The organism is Pseudomonas sp. F-14 TE3623 (genome assembly GCF_053629015.1).
In genome coordinates, this window is sequence record NZ_JBRJHM010000001.1 from 2,623,868 (window position 1) to 2,640,248 (window position 16,381).

Sequence of the window (16,381 nt, forward strand, 5' to 3'; positions counted from 1 at the left end):
TTATGAATAGCCATCGTCAATGCCCGGCGGTACTGATCGCCGCGCCGGCCTCCGGTCAGGGCAAGACCACCGTCACCGCCGCGCTCGCTCGTTTGCATCGTAATCAGGGGCGCAAGGTTCGCGTGTTCAAATGCGGCCCGGATTTTCTCGACCCAATGATTCTCGAGCGCGCCAGCGGTGCACCGGTCTATCAACTCGACATGTGGATGGTCGGCGAGCAGGAAAGTCGGCGTCTATTGTGGGAGGCCGCTGGCGAAGCCGATCTGATCCTCATTGAAGGCGTCATGGGGCTGTTCGACGGTACGCCGTCCAGCGCCGATCTGGCGCGGCACTTCGGTGTGCCGGTGCTCGGCGTGATCGACGGCACCGCCATGGCGCAGACGTTTGGCGCGCTGGCCCTGGGCCTTGCGCGTTATCAGCCGGACTTGCCGTTTGCCGGTGTGCTGGCCAACCGGGTCGGCACCGTGCGCCATGCGCAGTTGCTCGAAGGTAGCCTGACTGAAGGCTTGCGCTGGTACGGCGCCTTGTCCCGGGAGACCGGGATCGAATTGCCGAGTCGGCATCTCGGTCTGGTTCAGGCCAGCGAGCTGAATGATCTCGACCTGCGTCTCGATGCGGCGGCCGACTCCTTGGCCAGCAGTTGCGATGTGGCTCTACCGCCAGCCGTGGAGTTCGCCGCGCCTGAAATGATCGCCGCCGAACCGTTGCTGGCCGGTGTGCGGATTGCCGTGGCCCGGGACGAAGCTTTCGCGTTTACCTACGGCGCGAGCCTTGATCTGTTGCGGGCCATGGGCGCCGAATTGTCTTTCTTCTCACCCATCCGCGACACCGAATTGCCGGAGACAGACAGCCTGTATTTGCCAGGCGGTTACCCGGAATTGCACCATGTGGCGTTGTCGCAAAACACGCCGATGCTGACCGCGATCCGCGCTCATCACGCGGCGGGTAAACCGTTGCTCGCCGAGTGTGGCGGCATGCTGTATTTGCTCGACTCATTGACCGATGTCGAGGGCACTCGCGCTGAACTGGTCGGTTTGCTGGCCGGTGATGCTGTAATGCAGAAGCGTCTTGCCGCGTTGGCCTTGCAGGCGGTCGAATTGCCGGAAGGTTTGCTGCGTGGGCACACCTATCACCACTCGCTGACCAGCACCGAACTTGAGCCGATTGCTCGTGGGCTGAGCCCGAATGGCGGGCGAGGGGCGGAGGCGGTTTATCGTGAGGGGCGGATGACGGCCTCTTATGTGCATTTTTATTTTCCGTCCAATCCATCGGCGATTGCCGCGCTGTTTGTGCCTGATCTTAAGGCCGCCTTCGCGAGCAGGCTCGCTCCCACAGTGGACCGAGTTTCTTCAGGATCTACACCGTCGAATGTGGGAGCGAGCCTGCTCGCGAAGAGGCCATGACAGACAACGCATTTTCCGAAGCCGAACGCGCAGCCGTTTACCGAGCCATCGCCGAACGCCGCGACATGCGGCACTTCAGCGGCGGCACGGTCGAGCCCGAGTTGCTGCGTCGTCTGCTCGAAGCCGCGCATCAGGCGCCGAGTGTCGGCCTGATGCAGCCCTGGCGTTTCATCCGCATCAGCGACCGGGCACTGCGCGGCAAGATCCAGCAACTGGTGGAAGAAGAACGCATCCGCACCGCCGAAGCCCTCGGCGAGCGCTCCGACGAATTCATGAAGCTCAAGGTCGAAGGCATCAACGACTGCGCCGAGGTGCTGGTCGCCGCGCTGATGGACGATCGTGAGCGGCATATCTTCGGTCGTCGTACATTGCCGGAAATGGACATGGCTTCGTTGTCCTGCGCCATCCAGAACCTTTGGCTGGCATCCCGCGCCGAAGGCCTGGGCATGGGCTGGGTGTCATTGTTCGAGCCGCAAGCGCTCGCGGACTTGCTGGGTTTACCGAGCGGGGCCAAGCCTTTGGCCGTTCTTTGCCTGGGGCCGGTCAAGGAATTCTATCCGGCGCCGATGTTGGTACTCGAAGGCTGGGCGCAGGCGCGTCCACTCAGCGAGTTGCTGTATGAAAATTATTGGGGAGTGAGTCAATGAGTGTGGCGTTGTTGAGTGTCGCTGCGGTCGCGCTGGATGCGCTACTGGGTGAACCCAGACGCTGGCATCCGCTGGTGGCGTTCGGTCGTTTTGCCGATCGCATCGAGCAACGTTTCAACTCCGGTGGCCGCGGCTGGCGCAGTCATGGCGTTACGGCCTGGGTGATGGCGGTCGTGCCGCTGACCTTGTTGGCCACCGCACTTTCCTGGGCGCCTTACGTTGGCTGGATCGTCGAGATTCTCGTGCTCTATTGCGCCCTTGGCATGCGCAGTCTCGGCGAGCACGTCGAGCCAGTGGCCAAGGCCCTGCGTAGTGATGATCTGATCGAGGCGCGCAAACGTGTTGGTTATCTGGTCAGCCGTCAAACCAGCGAACTGGATGAAACCGAAGTTGCCCGCGCCGCCACCGAGTCGGTGCTGGAGAACGGCAGCGATGCAGTGTTCGCCGCGCTGTTCTGGTTTGCCGTGGCGGGTGCGCCCGGCGTGGTGCTCTATCGTCTGAGCAACACTCTCGATGCGATGTGGGGTTATCGCAACGAACGCTTCGAACGTTTCGGTTGGGCGGCAGCGAAGATCGATGATGTTCTGAACTACATTCCCGCACGCCTGGTGGCGTTGACCTACGCACTGCTGGGTAAAACCCGACTGGCATTGAAGTGCTGGCGTACACAAGGCCCGACCTGGGACAGCCCGAATGCCGGGCCGGTGATGGCGGCCGGTGCCGGTGCGCTGGGTGTCGAGTTGGGCGGGGCGGCGATTTATCACGGTGAACTGCATCAGCGTCCGCAGTTGGGCGAAGGCGTGCCGGCGGATGCCGATTCCATCGACCGTGGCTGGCAATTGGTCCAGCGCGGGGTATGGTTATGGCTGCTGATTCTCTGCGTGGGGGCTGAGTTCTATGCTTGAGCACGGTGGCCGCTTGCGCAAGGCGGCGCTTGAATACGGCATTGCCGAAGCCGATTGGCTCGACCTGTCCAGTGGCCTGGCGCCCTGGCCATTCCCGGTCCCGGACATCCCGCTGCGGGCCTGGGCTCGGTTGCCGGAAACCGATGACGGGCTGGAGCAGGCCGCCTGCGACTATTACGGTGCGGCCCAAGTGTTGCCGGTAGCCGGCTCGCAAATGGCGATCCAGTTGCTGCCGCGTTTGCGCCGGGCCGGCAAAGTCGGCGTGCTGTCGCCGTGTTACGCCGAGCACGCTGAAGCCTGGCGTCGCAACGGTTACATCGTGCGTGAAGTGCTGGAGTCGGAAGTCGATTTCTTTCTCGACAGCCTCGACGTGCTGGTGGTGGTCAACCCGAACAATCCGACAGGGCTGAGCCTGACCCCGGCTCGCCTGCTGGATTGGCATGCGCGGCTGGCCCAGCGCGGCGGCTGGCTGGTGGTGGACGAGGCATTCATGGACAACACCCCGCATTTGAGTCTGGCGCCGTTTGCCAATCAGATCGGCTTGATCGTGCTGCGCTCCTTCGGCAAGTTTTTCGGCTTGGCCGGTGTGCGGCTGGGTTTTGTATTGGCCGAGCGCAAGTTGCTCAAACTGCTGGCCGAACAGGTCGGCCCTTGGGCGGTCAGCGGTCCGACCCGAGTACTGGGCCAGGCGTGCCTGACGGATACGGACGGGCACACTCGACAGCGCATTCGTACTGACGAGGCCGGCGAGCGTCTGGCGTTGCTGCTTGAACAGTACGGTTTCAAACCTCAGGGCGGCTGCGCATTGTTCCAATGGCTGATCACCGAGTGCGCCGAAGCGCTGCATGAATTCATGTCCCGGCGCGGCATTCTGCTGCGGTTGTTCACCCACAACAGCAGCCTGCGGTTTGGCTTGCCCGCCGATGAAGCGGATTGGCAACGTCTCGAGCAAGCGCTTGAAGCTTACGTTAAGGAAGCGCAATGACTACGTTGAAGGTGTCGGGCGCGACTTTGATGGTGCAGGGCGCTACTTTGATGGTGCAAGGCACTACGTCCGACGCCGGTAAAAGCACGCTGGTGACGGCGCTGTGTCGCTGGGTCACTCGCCAGGGCGTCAGCGTCGTGCCGTTCAAGCCGCAGAACATGGCCCTCAATAGCGCGGTAACCGCCGACGGTGGCGAGATTGGTCGCGCTCAAGCGGTGCAAGCCCAGGCGGCCAACCTCGAACCGCACACCGATATGAACCCAGTGTTGCTCAAACCCAATAGCGATACCGGCGCTCAGGTGATCATTCATGGTCGCGCGGTCACGACGATGAACGCGGTCGCTTATCACGACTACAAGGCCATCGCGATGCAAGCGGTGCTGGCCTCTCATGAACGTTTGAGCGCGGCGTATCCGGTGGTGATGGTCGAAGGCGCGGGTTCGCCGGCAGAGATCAACCTGCGCGCCGGCGACATCGCCAACATGGGATTTGCCGAGGCGGTGGACTGCCCGGTGGTGTTGATCGCCGACATCAATCGCGGCGGGGTTTTCGCGCATTTGGTCGGTACGCTGGAGCTGCTGTCGCCCAGTGAACAGGCACGGGTCAAAGGCTTCATCATCAACCGTTTTCGCGGCGACATCGCCTTGCTGCAACCGGGCCTCGATTGGCTGGAGGCGCGCACCGGCAAACCGGTGATCGGCGTTTTGCCGTATGTGATGGACCTGCATCTTGAGGCTGAGGACGGCCTCGATCAGCGTCAGACCGACAAGGCCGATCAGGTGCTCAACGTGGTGGTGCCGGTACTGCCGCGCATCAGCAACCACACTGATTTCGATCCGCTGCGCCTGCATCCGCAAGTGGACCTGCAATTCATCGGCCCCGGTCAGGCGATTCCGCCGGCCGACCTGATCATTCTTCCCGGCTCGAAAAGCGTGCGCAGCGACCTTGCGTATCTGCGGGCCAACGGTTGGGACACAGTTATCTCGCGGCACTTGCGCTACGGTGGAAAAGTGCTGGGGATCTGCGGCGGTCTGCAAATGCTCGGCGAGCAGGTGCATGACCCGCTGGGCCTCGAAGGCGCGCCGGGTTCCAGTGTCGGTTTGGGCCTGCTGGCGTTCGAAACGCAGCTCGAAGAAGAGAAGCAGTTGCGCAATGTACGTGGGCGCCTGGCGCTGGAGGATGCGCAGGTCAGCGGCTATGAAATCCATGCCGGCGTGACCACCGGACCGGCGCTGGAAAACGCCGCGGTGCAGCTCGACGATGGTCGCTGCGATGGCGCGCAAAGTGTCGATGGGCAGATTTTCGGCACGTATCTGCATGGCCTGTTCGAGTCGCCGGCAGCGTGCAGTGCGCTGTTGCGCTGGGCCGGGTTGCAGGATGTGCAGGAGGTCGATTACCACGCCTTGCGCGAGCGCGATATCGAACGGCTGGCGGATCTGGTGGAGAAGCATCTGGATACCGGGTTGTTGCGTGAACTCTGTGGGTTTTAGGGGGAATGTGCTGGCCTCTTCGCGAGCAAGCCCGCTCCCACATTGGATGTGAGGTGTTGCAGTTCCAATGTGGGAGCGGGCTTGCTCGCGAAGACTGAAGTCGCCTCACCGCACATTTAAAGGAATGAACCATGCTGCAACTGATCCTCGGCGGCGCCCGCTCCGGCAAAAGTCGCCTGGCTGAAAAACTGGCGACAGACAGTCAGCTCCAAGTCACCTACATCGCCACCAGCCAACCCCTGGACGATGAAATGAACGAACGGGTGGCTCATCATCGCGCCCGTCGTCCAGCCGAGTGGGCGTTGATCGAAGAACCGCTGGAACTGGCCCGCGTGCTGCGCGAAAACGCCAGTGCCGATCGTTGCTTGCTGGTGGATTGTCTGACGCTGTGGCTGACCAATCTGCTGATGCTAGATGATGCCGAGCGCTTGTCGGCCGAGCGTGAAGCTTTGCTGGACTGCCTGGCGTCATTGCCGGGTGAAATCATTTTTGTCAGCAACGAGACCGGAATGGGTGTCGTACCGCTGGGCGAATTGACTCGCCGCTATGTCGATGAAGCCGGTTGGCTGCATCAAGCCTTGGCCGAGCGCTGTCAGCGAGTCGTCCTGACCGTCGCCGGCCTGCCCCTGACTTTGAAAGGAACTGCGTTATGACTCACTCCTGGTGGCTGAACCCGTGCAAGCCAATCGATGCGCAAGCGGTCGAGCAGGCGCAGGCGCGTCAACAGCAACTGACCAAGCCTGCCGGCTCGCTCGGCCGGCTAGAATCGGTGGCGGTGCAATTGGCCGGGTTGCAGGGGCAAGTCAAGCCGACGCTCGATCGGCTGTGGATCGCGATTTTTGCCGGTGACCATGGTGTGGTCGCCGAAGGCGTGTCGGCGTTTCCGCAGGAAGTCACCGGGCAGATGCTGCACAACTTTGTCAGCGGCGGCGCGGCGATCAGCGTGTTGGCGCGGCAGTTGGGGGCATCCCTGGAAGTGGTCGACCTCGGCACCGTCACGCCGTCGTTGAATCTGCCGGGTGTGCGTCACCTGAACATCGGCCCGGGTACGGCGAATTTCGTCCAGGGGTCAGCGATGACGCAGGCCCAGGGCGAACTCGCCTTGCAGGCGGGTCGTGACAGTGCGCAGCGCGCCATCGCAGCCGGCTCGCAGTTGTTCATCGGTGGCGAAATGGGCATCGGCAACACCACCGCGGCCAGTGCGTTGGCCTGTGCATTGCTCGACTGCCCTGTGGTGCATCTGGCCGGGCCGGGCACCGGATTGAACGCGGCGGGTGTCAACCATAAAGCCCTGGTCATCGAACGCGCCTTGGTGTTGCACAGCGCTCAACGGGGCGATGCGTTGCAGACCCTGTTCAACCTCGGCGGTTTTGAAATTGCTGCGCTGGTCGGCGCGTACCTGGCCTGTGCTCAGGAAGGTGTCGCGGTGTTGGTCGACGGGTTTATTTGCAGCGTCGCCGCGCTGGTGGCGGTGAGTTTGAATCCGGCCTGCCGTGAGTGGTTGCTGTTCGGTCATCGCGGCGCCGAGCCGGGTCATCGCCATGTGCTCGAAACCCTGAACGCCGAACCGTTGCTGGACCTCGGCCTGCGACTGGGCGAGGGCAGCGGTGCGGCATTGGCCGTGCCATTGCTTCGTCTGGCCTGCGACCTGCACGGGCAGATGGCGACGTTTGCCGAAGCCGCAGTGGCGGATCGTCCGGCATGATCTTGCGCCTGGACCTGTTGCGCCACGGCGAAACTGAACTCGGCGGCGGATTGCGCGGCAGCCTAGACGATACGCTGACCGGCAAGGGCTGGGAGCAAATGCGCGCCGCGGTGATCGAGCAGGGGCCCTGGGATCGACTGGTCAGTTCGCCGTTGCAGCGTTGTGCGCGTTTTGCTGAAGAGCTTGGGGCGCAACTGGGTTTGCCGGTGCAACTGGATAAGGATCTGCAAGAGCTGCACTTCGGCGCCTGGGAAGGGCAGAGCGCGGCGGCGCTGATGGAGACCAGCGCCGAGGCGTTGGGCTTGTTCTGGGCCGATCCTTATTCGTTCACGCCGCCTGAGGGTGAGCCGGTTACGGACTTTTCAACGCGGGTGTTGGCGGCCATCGAGCGGCTGCACGCGGCCTATGCCGGTGAGCGAATCTTGCTGATCAGCCATGGCGGCGTCATGCGTTTGTTGCTGGCTCAAGCGCGCGGATTGCCGCGTGAGCAGTTGCTCAACGTTGAAGTCGGCCATGGCGCGCTGTTCTCGCTGTCGGTCGAAACCGGCGTCTTGTTAAGGGAAGCGATCTAATCATGTTGCCGTTCTGGATCGCCCTGCAATTTTTGAGCAGTCTGCCGATTCGTCTGCCGGGCATGCCGACGCCCGAGGAGCTGGGCCGGTCGTTGCTGTTTTATCCGCTGGTCGGTTTGCTGTTCGGCACGATTCTGTGGGGGCTGAACTGGCTATTGCTGGGCACGCCATTATTGCTTCACGCCGCACTGCTGCTGAGCGTTTGGGTCTTGCTCAGCGGCGCGTTGCACCTGGACGGCCTGGCCGATAGCGCCGATGCGTGGCTTGGTGGCTATGGCGACCGTGAACGCACCCTGACCATCATGAAAGACCCACGTAGCGGGCCGATCGCCGTGGTGACGCTGGTGCTGGTGTTGCTGCTCAAATTCGCCGCGCTGCTGGCGTTGATCGAGCAGCAGCACAGTGTGGTCCTGATCATCGTTCCACTGATTAGCCGCAGCGCGTTACTGGGGTTATTCCTCACCACGCCGTATGTGCGTCCCGGTGGATTAGGACAGGCGCTGGCTGATCATCTACCGCGTTTGGCCGGCAAACAGGTGTTGGTGATCAGTGCGGTGGCCTGTGTGCTGATGGCCGGGTTCAGCGGTGTATGGGCGCTTGCGCTGGCGGTGGCTGTGTTTGCCTGGTTGCGGCAAGTGATGGTGCGACGACTGGGCGGGGCGACTGGCGATACGGCGGGGGCGTTGCTGGAATTGCTGGAGGTGGCGGTGCTGGTGGGGTTGGCACTGCTCTGAATCCCTGTGGGAGCGGGCTTGCTCGCGAAGACGGCGGCACAGTCAACATAGGTATCGCCTGACACACCGCTTTCGCGAGCAAGCCCGCTCCCACAGGTAATATGTTTCAAAAAATTTGCTTTCATTTAACCGCGGGTATATACACGCACTATGCTTCCTTCTCAATGTTTGTGCACTAACCTGCGTCGCGCCGCTCGAGGCGTCAGCAGGCATTACGACGGCGCCCTTGACGGCTTCGGGATCAACGTTGCCCAGTATTCTCTGCTGTGCAATCTGCAGCGTCTGGATCAGCCGAGCATCTCGTCTCTGGCTGAAGCCATGGGACTGGATCGCAGCACCCTCGGGCGCAATCTGCGAGTGCTGGAAGGTGAAGGCCTGGTGACGCTGGTTGAGGGTGAGGACATGCGCAATCGCATCGTCCTGCTCACCGAGACAGGGCGCGAACGTCTGGCAGCGGCCTTGCCGGCATGGGAAGCGGCGCAGCAACGGTTGATCGACCGTCTGGGTGCCGAGAAGCGTGAAACCTTGCTGAAATTGCTGGACGAATTGGCTTGAGGCCAGTTTGTTCGATCTTAAGCGGGTATATACCCGCTACCGGAGAACAAGAATGACATCAATGTGGCGTACATGCGGTTGGGTGCTGTTGGGGAGTGCGCTGATTCTGGCGTTATCCCTGGGTGTGCGACACGGCTTCGGGCTGTTTCTGGCGCCCATGAGTGCCGAGTTCGGCTGGGGCCGCGAAGTGTTTGCTTTCGCCATTGCCTTGCAGAATCTGATCTGGGGCCTGGCGCAGCCGTTCACTGGCGCACTGGCCGACCGCTTTGGCGCTGCGAAAGTGGTGTTGATCGGTGGTGTTCTGTACGCCCTGGGTCTGGTGTTCATGGGGCTGTCTGATTCGGCGGTGACCTTGTCTTTGAGCGCCGGGCTGTTGATCGGTATCGGCCTGTCGGGCACCTCGTTCTCGGTGATCCTCGGCGTGGTTGGCCGTGCCGTGCCACCGGAAAAACGCAGCATGGGCATGGGGATCGCCAGCGCCGCCGGTTCTTTCGGTCAATTCGCCATGTTGCCCGGCACGCTGGGGCTGATCGGCTGGCTTGGCTGGTCCGCGGCACTGCTGGTGTTGGGCCTGGTGGTGGCGCTGATTGTGCCGCTGGTGAGCATGCTCAAGGACAAGCCGCTGCCGGTTCTTGGGCACGAGCAAACCCTCTCTGAAGCGCTGCATGAAGCCTGTTCCCATTCAGGATTCTGGCTGTTGGCGTTTGGTTTTTTTGTCTGCGGTTTTCAAGTGGTGTTTATCGGCGTGCACTTGCCGGCCTATCTGGTGGACCAACACTTGCCAGCCTCCGTCGGCACCACGGTGTTGGCGTTGATCGGGCTGTTCAATATCTTTGGCACCTATACAGCAGGCTGGCTCGGCGGGCGAGTGTCCAAACCGCGCCTGCTCACCGGTCTGTATCTGTTGCGGGCGGTGGTGATTGTGCTGTTCCTCTGGGCACCGGTCACTCAGATCACGGCTTATCTGTTCGGCATGGCCATGGGCTTTCTCTGGTTGTCGACGGTGCCCTTGACCAACGGCACGGTGGCGACCTTGTTCGGTGTACGAAATTTGTCCATGCTCGGTGGGATCGTTTTCCTCTTCCATCAGCTCGGCTCGTTCCTCGGCGGCTGGTTGGGTGGGGTGGTGTATGACCGAACCGGGAGTTACGACTTGATCTGGCAGGTGGCAATTCTCTTGAGTCTGGTGGCCGCAGCCCTGAACTGGCCGGTGCGCGAGCAGCCGGTGGCGCGTCTGCAAACCCGGATGAGTGCCGCATGAACAGTCTTTGGCCGCGAATGGCTGCTTGCGCCGTCGGCATATTGCTGCTGGCCCTGGCGTGGTGGGGCTGGCATCAGGGTGGCCTGGCGTTGATGCAGTTGGGCATGGGTGCTTGCTAGCGAGCGGCGAAGGCGAGTAATTTCGTTTTCTGACGATTGTTCAAGGATGCACCGACATGCTGATGCGCTGGCTTGCAGTCCCCGCGTTGCTGACGGCTTTTACCGGGTTGGCCCAGGCGGCAGAATGCCCGGAATTATTACAAGGCTCATTGCCCAAGCTGCGTGCCAAGGAATCCATCGATCTGTGCCAGCGCTTCGCCGGCAAGCCACTGGTGGTGGTCAATACCGCGAGCTTCTGTGGCTTCGCCCCGCAGTTCAAAGGCCTTGAGGCGCTGTATCAGCGTTACAAGGATCAAGGGCTTGAGGTGGTTGGTGTTCCATCCAATGACTTCAAGCAAGAGTCCAAAGATGGCGCAGAGACTGCCAAAGTCTGTTACGTGAACTACGGCGTGACCTTCACCATGACCGAGCCACAGAAAGTCCGCGGCGATGATGCAACGCATTTGTTCAAGGTTCTCTCTGAACAAAGCAGTTCGCCCAAGTGGAATTTCTACAAGTACGTGGTCGATCGCCAAGGCAAAGTGATCGCCAATTTCTCCAGCCTGACCAAGCCGGATAATCCCGAGTTCATCGAGGCAGTTGAGAAAGCCCTGGCCTCGAAACCCTGATCGACGGCCACTAAAAAGCCCCGCCTCTGTACAAGAGTGCGGGGCTTTTTCAATTCAGGCGGCGAGGGAGTCGCCGTGAATCATCAGAAACGGTAGGTCGCGCCAACACCGAAACCGTTCGCATAGTTTTCATACTCTGCGCTGTAGTTCTGACGGCCGTTGCTGTTGTTGACCTTGACCGATTCTTCGCGCAGGTACGAGTACGCTACGTCGATAGTCAAGTCGTCGGTCGGGCTCCAGCCAGCACCAAGACTGAAAATCTTGCGATCGCCTGTCGGAATGCGTGGGGAGCGGTTTTCGTTGTTGGTCGGTGCCTGGTCGACGGACAGGCCGGTACGCAGGACCCATTGCTTGTTCAATTGGTACGAAGCACCGATGGCGTGAGCCCAGGTGTCATGCCAGTTCTGTTCTTCGGTGATGGTGCCAAACCGACCGTTCAGAGCGGCAGGAACGCCACTGTTCTCAACGGAGATTTCTTTCAGGCGGCTCCAGCGAGTCCAGGTGCTGCCTGCGTAGAGAGTCCATTTATCGTCCAGCTGGTGAGTGACCGAGAAGTCGACCGACTCAGGCGTGGTGATGTCCAGCGACGCGTCGTACTTCTGGCTCGGGTTCTGACCAAGGGCCCCCAGGAGGTTGTAGTTGACCTTGGTGTCACCCTCGAGCTTGTACTTCACTTTCGAGTGGTAGGTCAGGCCGACGCGAGTGCTGTCGGTGGCCTGAACCAGGATGCCGATGTTGTAACCCAGCGCGGTGTCGTCACCCTTGATCTTGACGTTACCGTCCGCTGCGCGAGGGTTCAGCGACAGATTCGATTCCAGGGTGCCGTCAATGCGGTTGATGGTCGGACCGAAACCGATCGACACCTTGTCGTTGAAGGCGTAGCTGACGGTTGGCTGCAGGGTTACGATTTTTACTTCGCTCTTGCTGCCGAAGTAACGGCCGGCAAAGCCGTTCTCGTAATCGGTCACCAGACCGAATGGCGCGTACATGCCCACACCGAATGCCCAATGTTCATCGATTGGCTTGACGTAGTAACCCATCGGCACGGCGATGAAGGGAACCATGTCGCCATCGTTGCTGCCGCTGTTCGGGCTGGAACTGGCGTGGCTGATGTCAGTGTGTGCGTCGAGCAGTGCAGCGCCGCCGGTCACTTGTTCGCGCTTGAGGCGAGACATGCCGGCAGGGTTGCCGAAAATGGTGCTTGCGTCGTCGGCAGAAGAAGATCGCCCGGCAAAACCTGTGCCCATCCCGCTGATGCTTTGTTCGTTGATGGCAAAGCCACTTGCGAAGATCTGGGTGGATGCCAAGGCAACGGCGAGACTAAGGGTGGTTTTGAGCATTACTTTTTTCATTATTAGAACTCCTGGTGATCACCGGGGCGAAAATTACCAACATTTTCGTCCGGGCGCTATAGCCTGTAACGCTTGATTTAGAGCGGTTTTGTAGGACAATCCGACCAAAATCGCGACAAGTTACGCGATCTTCGGAAATGGGTGGGTCAGCAGGCGACCTGATTCAACGATGAAACACAGGTTTGCCAGGCGTAGGTGAAATCTCGCAGACGACCTTGGGGCTGGAAAGTCTGGCGCCAGATTCGGGCCATTCCCAACAGGTCATCGGAGGCGGGGAGGGGAGTGTTCTGTTCTTCTACCAGCAGCCAGGCGATGGCAGTGGCGTAACGCAGGTTGACGGTCAATTCCAGATGCGGCCCGCTGAGAAAAGCATGCTGGCTGGCCAGGCCGCGGACCAGGCTCGCGCGATCCGGGTCCAAGGCCAAATAGTGATCCCATAGGGCCTGGTGGCGGGGTTCGGCGATTCGGTACAGGCCGTGTCCACGGCGGTCGTGCAAGGCTGACCCAAGGGCTGACTGACTGGCGGCAATGCCCAGCAGCAGGGATTCGGCAGTTGCGCTATGGCGTCCGAGATAGATCAACGTCGGACGGATCACATAACGACACAGTTCGCTGGCAGCGATTCCCATAAAGCCCTCGAAACATCAAGTGGTCGGCGATACCTGAAGGGGGCCTTGGCAGCAGTGGATCGATTCAGGCTCGCCGGAAGCGGATCAAGCCGCTTGAGTTGAAGTGTAGTGTCATTATTTCGCTGTAAAGGACTGTTTTTAAAATATTTCCGGCTTCGAGTTATAACCGTTATATCGGTTGGTGCTTAGCCGTTGACCACGAAATGAGAAATATCGGGCAATAAAAAGCCCCGCTTTTCAGCAGGGCTTTTGAGGTTTTCAGCCTTTCTGGCGTCTCAGGCAACCAGTGCCTGGCGAGTACGCTCGATCACAGCCTGCAGCGGTTCTGCGCTGGAGTATTGATCCGGGTACAGGCGTTCGCTGTGACGCGCGATGCCGTGTTCGTTGACCAGAGTGAAGCTGAAGCAGCCTTTGCGAGCGGCCATGATCAGGCAGTTCATTGGAGCAAAAGCGTTGGTTAGGGTGCGAATGGCATCCTGAGTGTGGATTTGAGTGGACATAATTGGTGTTCCTACAAGCGACACGGATAAGAACCGTGCAAAGTTAAAACGTTCCAGTGACGACGACCACCATTGGTCGAACGAAGAACCCGACTGGAACAAAGCAGCCAGTTTGAAGCGCTGATAAATTGGCGCGCTTGGGCTGGCAGGTAGGTACTTAGGAGGGCAGGCAACACATCAAGGGCAAAGGTTCTGGGCCCGGGGTGAAGATCCTGATCAATTTGCAGGCTGGTTCGGTCAGAGTAAGTGAGCTTGGCAACACCCTTTGCTTTCGATTCAAAGGCTGTGTTGGTGCAAGATTTACCTGGAAACCATCGAGGTGGTCGATCCCGTTTTGTCGGTGGAGGCTTCTCTTAGGGAAGGCTGACCGGGGGATTTGTTCGACCAGAATTGACTTTCAGCTTGGTACTAACGCCGCGGATACTAACGGATTGAATTGCCAAAGGGAAGCCTGATCGCAAAAAAGATCGCTGGGGTGCCTGTCGACTAGTCCCGGCTGAGTGATTCGAAGACCATCGACAGAGCCACCGGCAGACCCGCGCCCCGTAATAGCCCAGAACCCGACCGTTGATCCGAGAGGACGATCGAGCCAGGATCAATCGTTGCGCGGGTTGCCCGGGTTTATCCCCTGGCTTTACGGAAAAACGCGCCGAAAAAGCGCATCGATATAACCGCCTCGCAGGTACTTGTGCACATAAGTTGCGCGGACTGTCATCCCACTGTCATCCTGGCTTCAACGGGAGTGGGTGCCTGTAACGAAAATTTAAGTCAATGAAAAACATCGCTTTTTTTTACTGGTGAAAAAATCGTCAGTTTGACTGCGAGCCCCATTCCACAGGGCTTTGCGCGAGTTCAAAGACGGTTGTCCACTGAGTTATCCACAGCTTCTGTGGATTGTCCCAAGCGCTTGCTCTAGGACGGGCGTGCAGGCTTTTTTCGACTTTACCTGTACGAAAAAAAGAGTAGAGTGGCGCGCCTTCCGATCTGCCCCACAGTGCTTTATGAAGTTTCGCTCAGTATCAATCTCTGCTGCCTCAACACCCCCTGGTGTTACCCCACCCAAGCGCTTTTCGATGCGCGTGGCCGAGTGGCTGCTGGACAGCCCGCGCCTGGGCGAAAACTCCAACGTCAAACACTTCGCCGGACGCTTGCTCAAGCAGCCTGCCCGGGAAGGCGTGGTGGCCGCGCAAAGCCGTCTCGGCCAGCTGATGTGCCGCGAATGCGGTAACGCCCGGGATCGCCGAATTGGCCAGGAACTGTTGCGTCAGGCCGCGCGTGCGGGCGACCGACGCGCGCAACAGGAACTGGGCCAGACCGAAGACTGAGCTGTCCAAGACCTGACGCCTTGGTTAACCTTCACGCTTTAACTAATCGGCAGGAGTGGTTATGGCGATGGACTTGACCAGCGCAGTGCTGGGTCTGGCGGGCGCTGCACTGCCGTTACTGATACTGGCCTGGCAACTTCAGCGTCGAGCGAGTGCGGGACAGGCCGAGCTGGCGCTGCTGGAAGAGCGCCTTGCCATCGCCCAGCTGACGCAGGACGGCTTGAATGCTCAGCTTGACACCTGCCGTGATGAAATCGCCGACCTGAGCCAGGCCAACTCCGCCAAACAGGCCGATCTGGCCGCCGTGCGCCGTGAAGTCGAACTGCTCCAGATCGAACGCGACGACGCCCGCGACGCGGCCCACGCCTGGAACATCGAACGCGCCGGCAAAGAGGCTGAGTTGCGCCGCCTCGACGCGCAGGCCGCCTCCCTCAATGCCGAGCTGCGTGAGCAGCAGGAAAGCCATCAGCAGCGCCTCAACGACCTTCAAGGCTCGCGGGACGAGCTACGCGCGCAATTCGCCGAGTTGGCGGGCAAGATCTTCGATGAACGTGAGCAGCGTTTTGCCGAAACCAGTCAGCAACGTTTGGGGCAGTTGCTCGATCCGTTGAAGGAACGTATCCAGTCGTTCGAAAAGCGCGTCGAGGAAAGCTATCAGGCTGAAGCCCGCGAGCGTTTTTCCCTGGCCAAGGAACTGGAACGGCTGCAACAACTGAACCTGCGCCTGAGCGACGAAGCCACCAACCTGACGCGGGCCTTGAAAGGGCAGAAAACCCAAGGCAACTGGGGCGAACTGATTCTCGAGCGGGTGCTTGAGCATGCGGGGCTGGAGAAGGGGCGTGAGTACCAGACCCAGGTCAATCTCAAGGGGCCGGACGGTGAGCGTTTCCAGCCGGATGTGATTATTTACCTGCCCGGCGACAAGCAGGTCGTGGTCGATTCCAAGGTCAGCCTCACGGCCTATCAGCAATATGTAGCGGCCGAGGACGATGCCATCGGCCAGATTGCCATCAAGCAGCATGTGTTGTCCTTGCGCACTCACGTAAAAGGCTTGGCCGGCAAGGACTACAAGCGGCTCGACGGCTTGCACAGCCTGGATTTCGTTCTGCTTTTCGTCCCGATCGAAGCGGCGTTTTCTGCGGCGTTGCAGGCTGAGCCGACGCTGTTTCAGGAGGCATTCGACCGCAATATCGTGATCGTCAGCCCAACCACGTTGCTGGCCACTTTGCGGGTTATCGACAGCCTGTGGAAGCAGGAGCGCCAGAGCCAGAACGCCCGGGAAATCGCCGAGCGCGCCGGTTGGCTATACGACAAGTTCGTGTTGTTTATTCAGGATCTGGATGAGGTCGGTAATCGCCTGCAACAACTGGACAAAGCCTACAGCTCTGCACGCAATAAACTGACTGAAGGCCGCGGCAACCTGGTCAGTCGCAGCGAGCAGCTCAAGTTGCTCGGGGCGCGGGCCAGCAAGAGCTTGCCGGCGGACCTGCTGGAGCGGGCGATGACGGATGTTGATGGCTTGGCCGAACTGCCGGAGTAGCCGAAAAGCTTCGCGAGCAAGCCCGCTCCCACAGGGGTTTGTGGCGTTCAC

18 protein-coding genes are annotated in these 16,381 nt (G+C 60.3%); 15 read left to right on the forward strand and 3 right to left on the reverse strand.

The genetic code is table 11. From position 1 onward, the window contains the following. The first annotated feature begins 2 nt into the window (after positions 1 to 2). From AB7M29_RS11970 to AB7M29_RS12030, 13 genes are all read left to right on the forward strand, one after another. A complete protein-coding gene (locus AB7M29_RS11970; protein ID WP_454246902.1) occupies positions 3 to 1,403 on the forward strand; it encodes a cobyrinate a,c-diamide synthase in 1,401 nt (466 codons plus the stop codon). Beyond that, complete coding sequence (bluB, locus tag AB7M29_RS11975; RefSeq protein WP_201059492.1) at positions 1,400 to 2,050, forward strand: 5,6-dimethylbenzimidazole synthase; 651 nt, start codon at positions 1,400 to 1,402, stop codon at positions 2,048 to 2,050. Before AB7M29_RS11970 ends, bluB begins: the two co-directional genes overlap by 4 nt. Beyond that, positions 2,047 to 2,955 carry an adenosylcobinamide-phosphate synthase CbiB gene (cbiB, locus tag AB7M29_RS11980; RefSeq protein ID WP_052967207.1) on the forward strand — a complete coding sequence of 303 codons (909 nt, stop codon included), beginning with the start codon at positions 2,047 to 2,049 and terminating at the stop codon, positions 2,953 to 2,955. Before bluB ends, cbiB begins: the two co-directional genes overlap by 4 nt. Continuing rightward, positions 2,948 to 3,940: a threonine-phosphate decarboxylase CobD gene (gene cobD, locus AB7M29_RS11985; RefSeq protein ID WP_454246903.1), complete on the forward strand. Its 993-nt coding sequence runs from the start codon at positions 2,948 to 2,950 to the stop codon at positions 3,938 to 3,940. The genes cbiB and cobD overlap by 8 nt, the downstream gene beginning before the upstream one ends. Before the next feature lie 29 nt (positions 3,941 to 3,969). Beyond that, entirely contained in the window at positions 3,970 to 5,430 is a 1,461-nt protein-coding gene (locus tag AB7M29_RS11990) for a cobyric acid synthase (RefSeq protein WP_437180803.1), read from the forward strand. 131 nt (positions 5,431 to 5,561) lie between these two features. After that, complete coding sequence (gene cobU, locus AB7M29_RS11995) at positions 5,562 to 6,083, forward strand: bifunctional adenosylcobinamide kinase/adenosylcobinamide-phosphate guanylyltransferase (RefSeq protein ID WP_454246904.1); 522 nt, start codon at positions 5,562 to 5,564, stop codon at positions 6,081 to 6,083. After that, positions 6,080 to 7,135 carry a nicotinate-nucleotide--dimethylbenzimidazole phosphoribosyltransferase gene (cobT, locus tag AB7M29_RS12000; protein WP_454246905.1) on the forward strand — a complete coding sequence of 352 codons (1,056 nt, stop codon included), beginning with the start codon at positions 6,080 to 6,082 and terminating at the stop codon, positions 7,133 to 7,135. Before cobU ends, cobT begins: the two co-directional genes overlap by 4 nt. After that, positions 7,132 to 7,707 carry an alpha-ribazole phosphatase family protein gene (gene cobC, locus AB7M29_RS12005; protein WP_454246906.1) on the forward strand — a complete coding sequence of 192 codons (576 nt, stop codon included), beginning with the start codon at positions 7,132 to 7,134 and terminating at the stop codon, positions 7,705 to 7,707. The genes cobT and cobC overlap by 4 nt, the downstream gene beginning before the upstream one ends. A gap of 2 nt (positions 7,708 to 7,709) precedes the next feature. Next, positions 7,710 to 8,441 (forward strand): adenosylcobinamide-GDP ribazoletransferase, encoded by a 732-nt coding sequence (locus AB7M29_RS12010; RefSeq protein ID WP_217858056.1) that lies wholly within the window; start codon positions 7,710 to 7,712, stop codon positions 8,439 to 8,441. Positions 8,442 to 8,591: 150 nt separating this feature from the next. Next, positions 8,592 to 8,996, forward strand: a complete 405-nt coding sequence (locus AB7M29_RS12015) for a MarR family winged helix-turn-helix transcriptional regulator (protein ID WP_048394362.1) — start codon at positions 8,592 to 8,594, stop codon at positions 8,994 to 8,996. 52 nt (positions 8,997 to 9,048) lie between these two features. Then, the gene (locus tag AB7M29_RS12020) at positions 9,049 to 10,257 is read left to right on the forward strand and encodes an MFS transporter (protein ID WP_454246907.1); all 1,209 of its coding nucleotides are present in this window, start codon (positions 9,049 to 9,051) and stop codon (positions 10,255 to 10,257) included. Beyond that, positions 10,254 to 10,376, forward strand: coding sequence for a hypothetical protein (locus tag AB7M29_RS12025; protein WP_454246908.1), 123 nt, complete (start codon positions 10,254 to 10,256; stop codon positions 10,374 to 10,376). Before AB7M29_RS12020 ends, AB7M29_RS12025 begins: the two co-directional genes overlap by 4 nt. A gap of 56 nt (positions 10,377 to 10,432) precedes the next feature. Beyond that, entirely contained in the window at positions 10,433 to 10,984 is a 552-nt protein-coding gene (locus AB7M29_RS12030; RefSeq protein ID WP_217858054.1) for a glutathione peroxidase, read from the forward strand. 83 nt (positions 10,985 to 11,067) lie between these two features. Here the strand turns inward: AB7M29_RS12030 and AB7M29_RS12035 are convergent, their stop codons facing one another. From AB7M29_RS12035 to AB7M29_RS12045, 3 genes are all read right to left on the reverse strand, one after another. After that, on the reverse strand, positions 11,068 to 12,336 hold the full coding sequence (locus AB7M29_RS12035) for an OmpP1/FadL family transporter (RefSeq protein WP_217858053.1): 1,269 nt from the start codon (positions 12,334 to 12,336) through the stop codon (positions 11,068 to 11,070). A 146-nt stretch (positions 12,337 to 12,482) separates the two neighbouring features. Next, a complete protein-coding gene (locus AB7M29_RS12040; protein ID WP_038979731.1) occupies positions 12,483 to 12,965 on the reverse strand; it encodes a hypothetical protein in 483 nt (160 codons plus the stop codon). 275 nt (positions 12,966 to 13,240) lie between these two features. Continuing rightward, a complete protein-coding gene (locus AB7M29_RS12045; RefSeq protein ID WP_007898912.1) occupies positions 13,241 to 13,465 on the reverse strand; it encodes a hypothetical protein in 225 nt (74 codons plus the stop codon). Positions 13,466 to 14,466: 1,001 nt separating this feature from the next. Between AB7M29_RS12045 and AB7M29_RS12050 the strand changes: the two genes are divergently transcribed. Together AB7M29_RS12050 and rmuC are read left to right on the forward strand one after the other, a co-directional pair. Beyond that, positions 14,467 to 14,790 carry an SEL1-like repeat protein gene (locus AB7M29_RS12050; protein ID WP_080370557.1) on the forward strand — a complete coding sequence of 108 codons (324 nt, stop codon included), beginning with the start codon at positions 14,467 to 14,469 and terminating at the stop codon, positions 14,788 to 14,790. 175 nt (positions 14,791 to 14,965) lie between these two features. After that, a complete protein-coding gene (gene rmuC, locus AB7M29_RS12055; protein ID WP_187326434.1) occupies positions 14,966 to 16,330 on the forward strand; it encodes a DNA recombination protein RmuC in 1,365 nt (454 codons plus the stop codon). Positions 16,331 to 16,381: the final 51 nt, after the last annotated feature.

What these genes read in the sequence shown, in the direction of transcription:
- cobU (WP_454246904.1), top strand. Translation starts at nt 5,562, where the DNA reads ATGCTGCAACTGATCCTCGGCGGCGCCCGCTCCGGCAAAAGTCGCCTG.
- cbiB (WP_052967207.1), top strand. Translation starts at nt 2,047, where the DNA reads ATGAGTGTGGCGTTGTTGAGTGTCGCTGCGGTCGCGCTGGATGCGCTA.
- cobD (WP_454246903.1), top strand. Translation starts at nt 2,948, where the DNA reads ATGCTTGAGCACGGTGGCCGCTTGCGCAAGGCGGCGCTTGAATACGGC.
- bluB (WP_201059492.1), top strand. Translation starts at nt 1,400, where the DNA reads ATGACAGACAACGCATTTTCCGAAGCCGAACGCGCAGCCGTTTACCGA.
- AB7M29_RS12035 (WP_217858053.1), bottom strand. Translation starts at nt 12,336, where the DNA reads ATGAAAAAAGTAATGCTCAAAACCACCCTTAGTCTCGCCGTTGCCTTG.
- AB7M29_RS12015 (WP_048394362.1), top strand. Translation starts at nt 8,592, where the DNA reads ATGCTTCCTTCTCAATGTTTGTGCACTAACCTGCGTCGCGCCGCTCGA.
- AB7M29_RS12020 (WP_454246907.1), top strand. Translation starts at nt 9,049, where the DNA reads ATGACATCAATGTGGCGTACATGCGGTTGGGTGCTGTTGGGGAGTGCG.
- AB7M29_RS12040 (WP_038979731.1), bottom strand. Translation starts at nt 12,965, where the DNA reads ATGGGAATCGCTGCCAGCGAACTGTGTCGTTATGTGATCCGTCCGACG.
- AB7M29_RS11990 (WP_437180803.1), top strand. Translation starts at nt 3,970, where the DNA reads ATGGTGCAGGGCGCTACTTTGATGGTGCAAGGCACTACGTCCGACGCC.
- AB7M29_RS12050 (WP_080370557.1), top strand. Translation starts at nt 14,467, where the DNA reads ATGAAGTTTCGCTCAGTATCAATCTCTGCTGCCTCAACACCCCCTGGT.
- AB7M29_RS12045 (WP_007898912.1), bottom strand. Translation starts at nt 13,465, where the DNA reads ATGTCCACTCAAATCCACACTCAGGATGCCATTCGCACCCTAACCAAC.
- cobC (WP_454246906.1), top strand. Translation starts at nt 7,132, where the DNA reads ATGATCTTGCGCCTGGACCTGTTGCGCCACGGCGAAACTGAACTCGGC.
- cobT (WP_454246905.1), top strand. Translation starts at nt 6,080, where the DNA reads ATGACTCACTCCTGGTGGCTGAACCCGTGCAAGCCAATCGATGCGCAA.
- AB7M29_RS12025 (WP_454246908.1), top strand. Translation starts at nt 10,254, where the DNA reads ATGAACAGTCTTTGGCCGCGAATGGCTGCTTGCGCCGTCGGCATATTG.
- AB7M29_RS12010 (WP_217858056.1), top strand. Translation starts at nt 7,710, where the DNA reads ATGTTGCCGTTCTGGATCGCCCTGCAATTTTTGAGCAGTCTGCCGATT.
- AB7M29_RS12030 (WP_217858054.1), top strand. Translation starts at nt 10,433, where the DNA reads ATGCTGATGCGCTGGCTTGCAGTCCCCGCGTTGCTGACGGCTTTTACC.
- AB7M29_RS11970 (WP_454246902.1), top strand. Translation starts at nt 3, where the DNA reads ATGAATAGCCATCGTCAATGCCCGGCGGTACTGATCGCCGCGCCGGCC.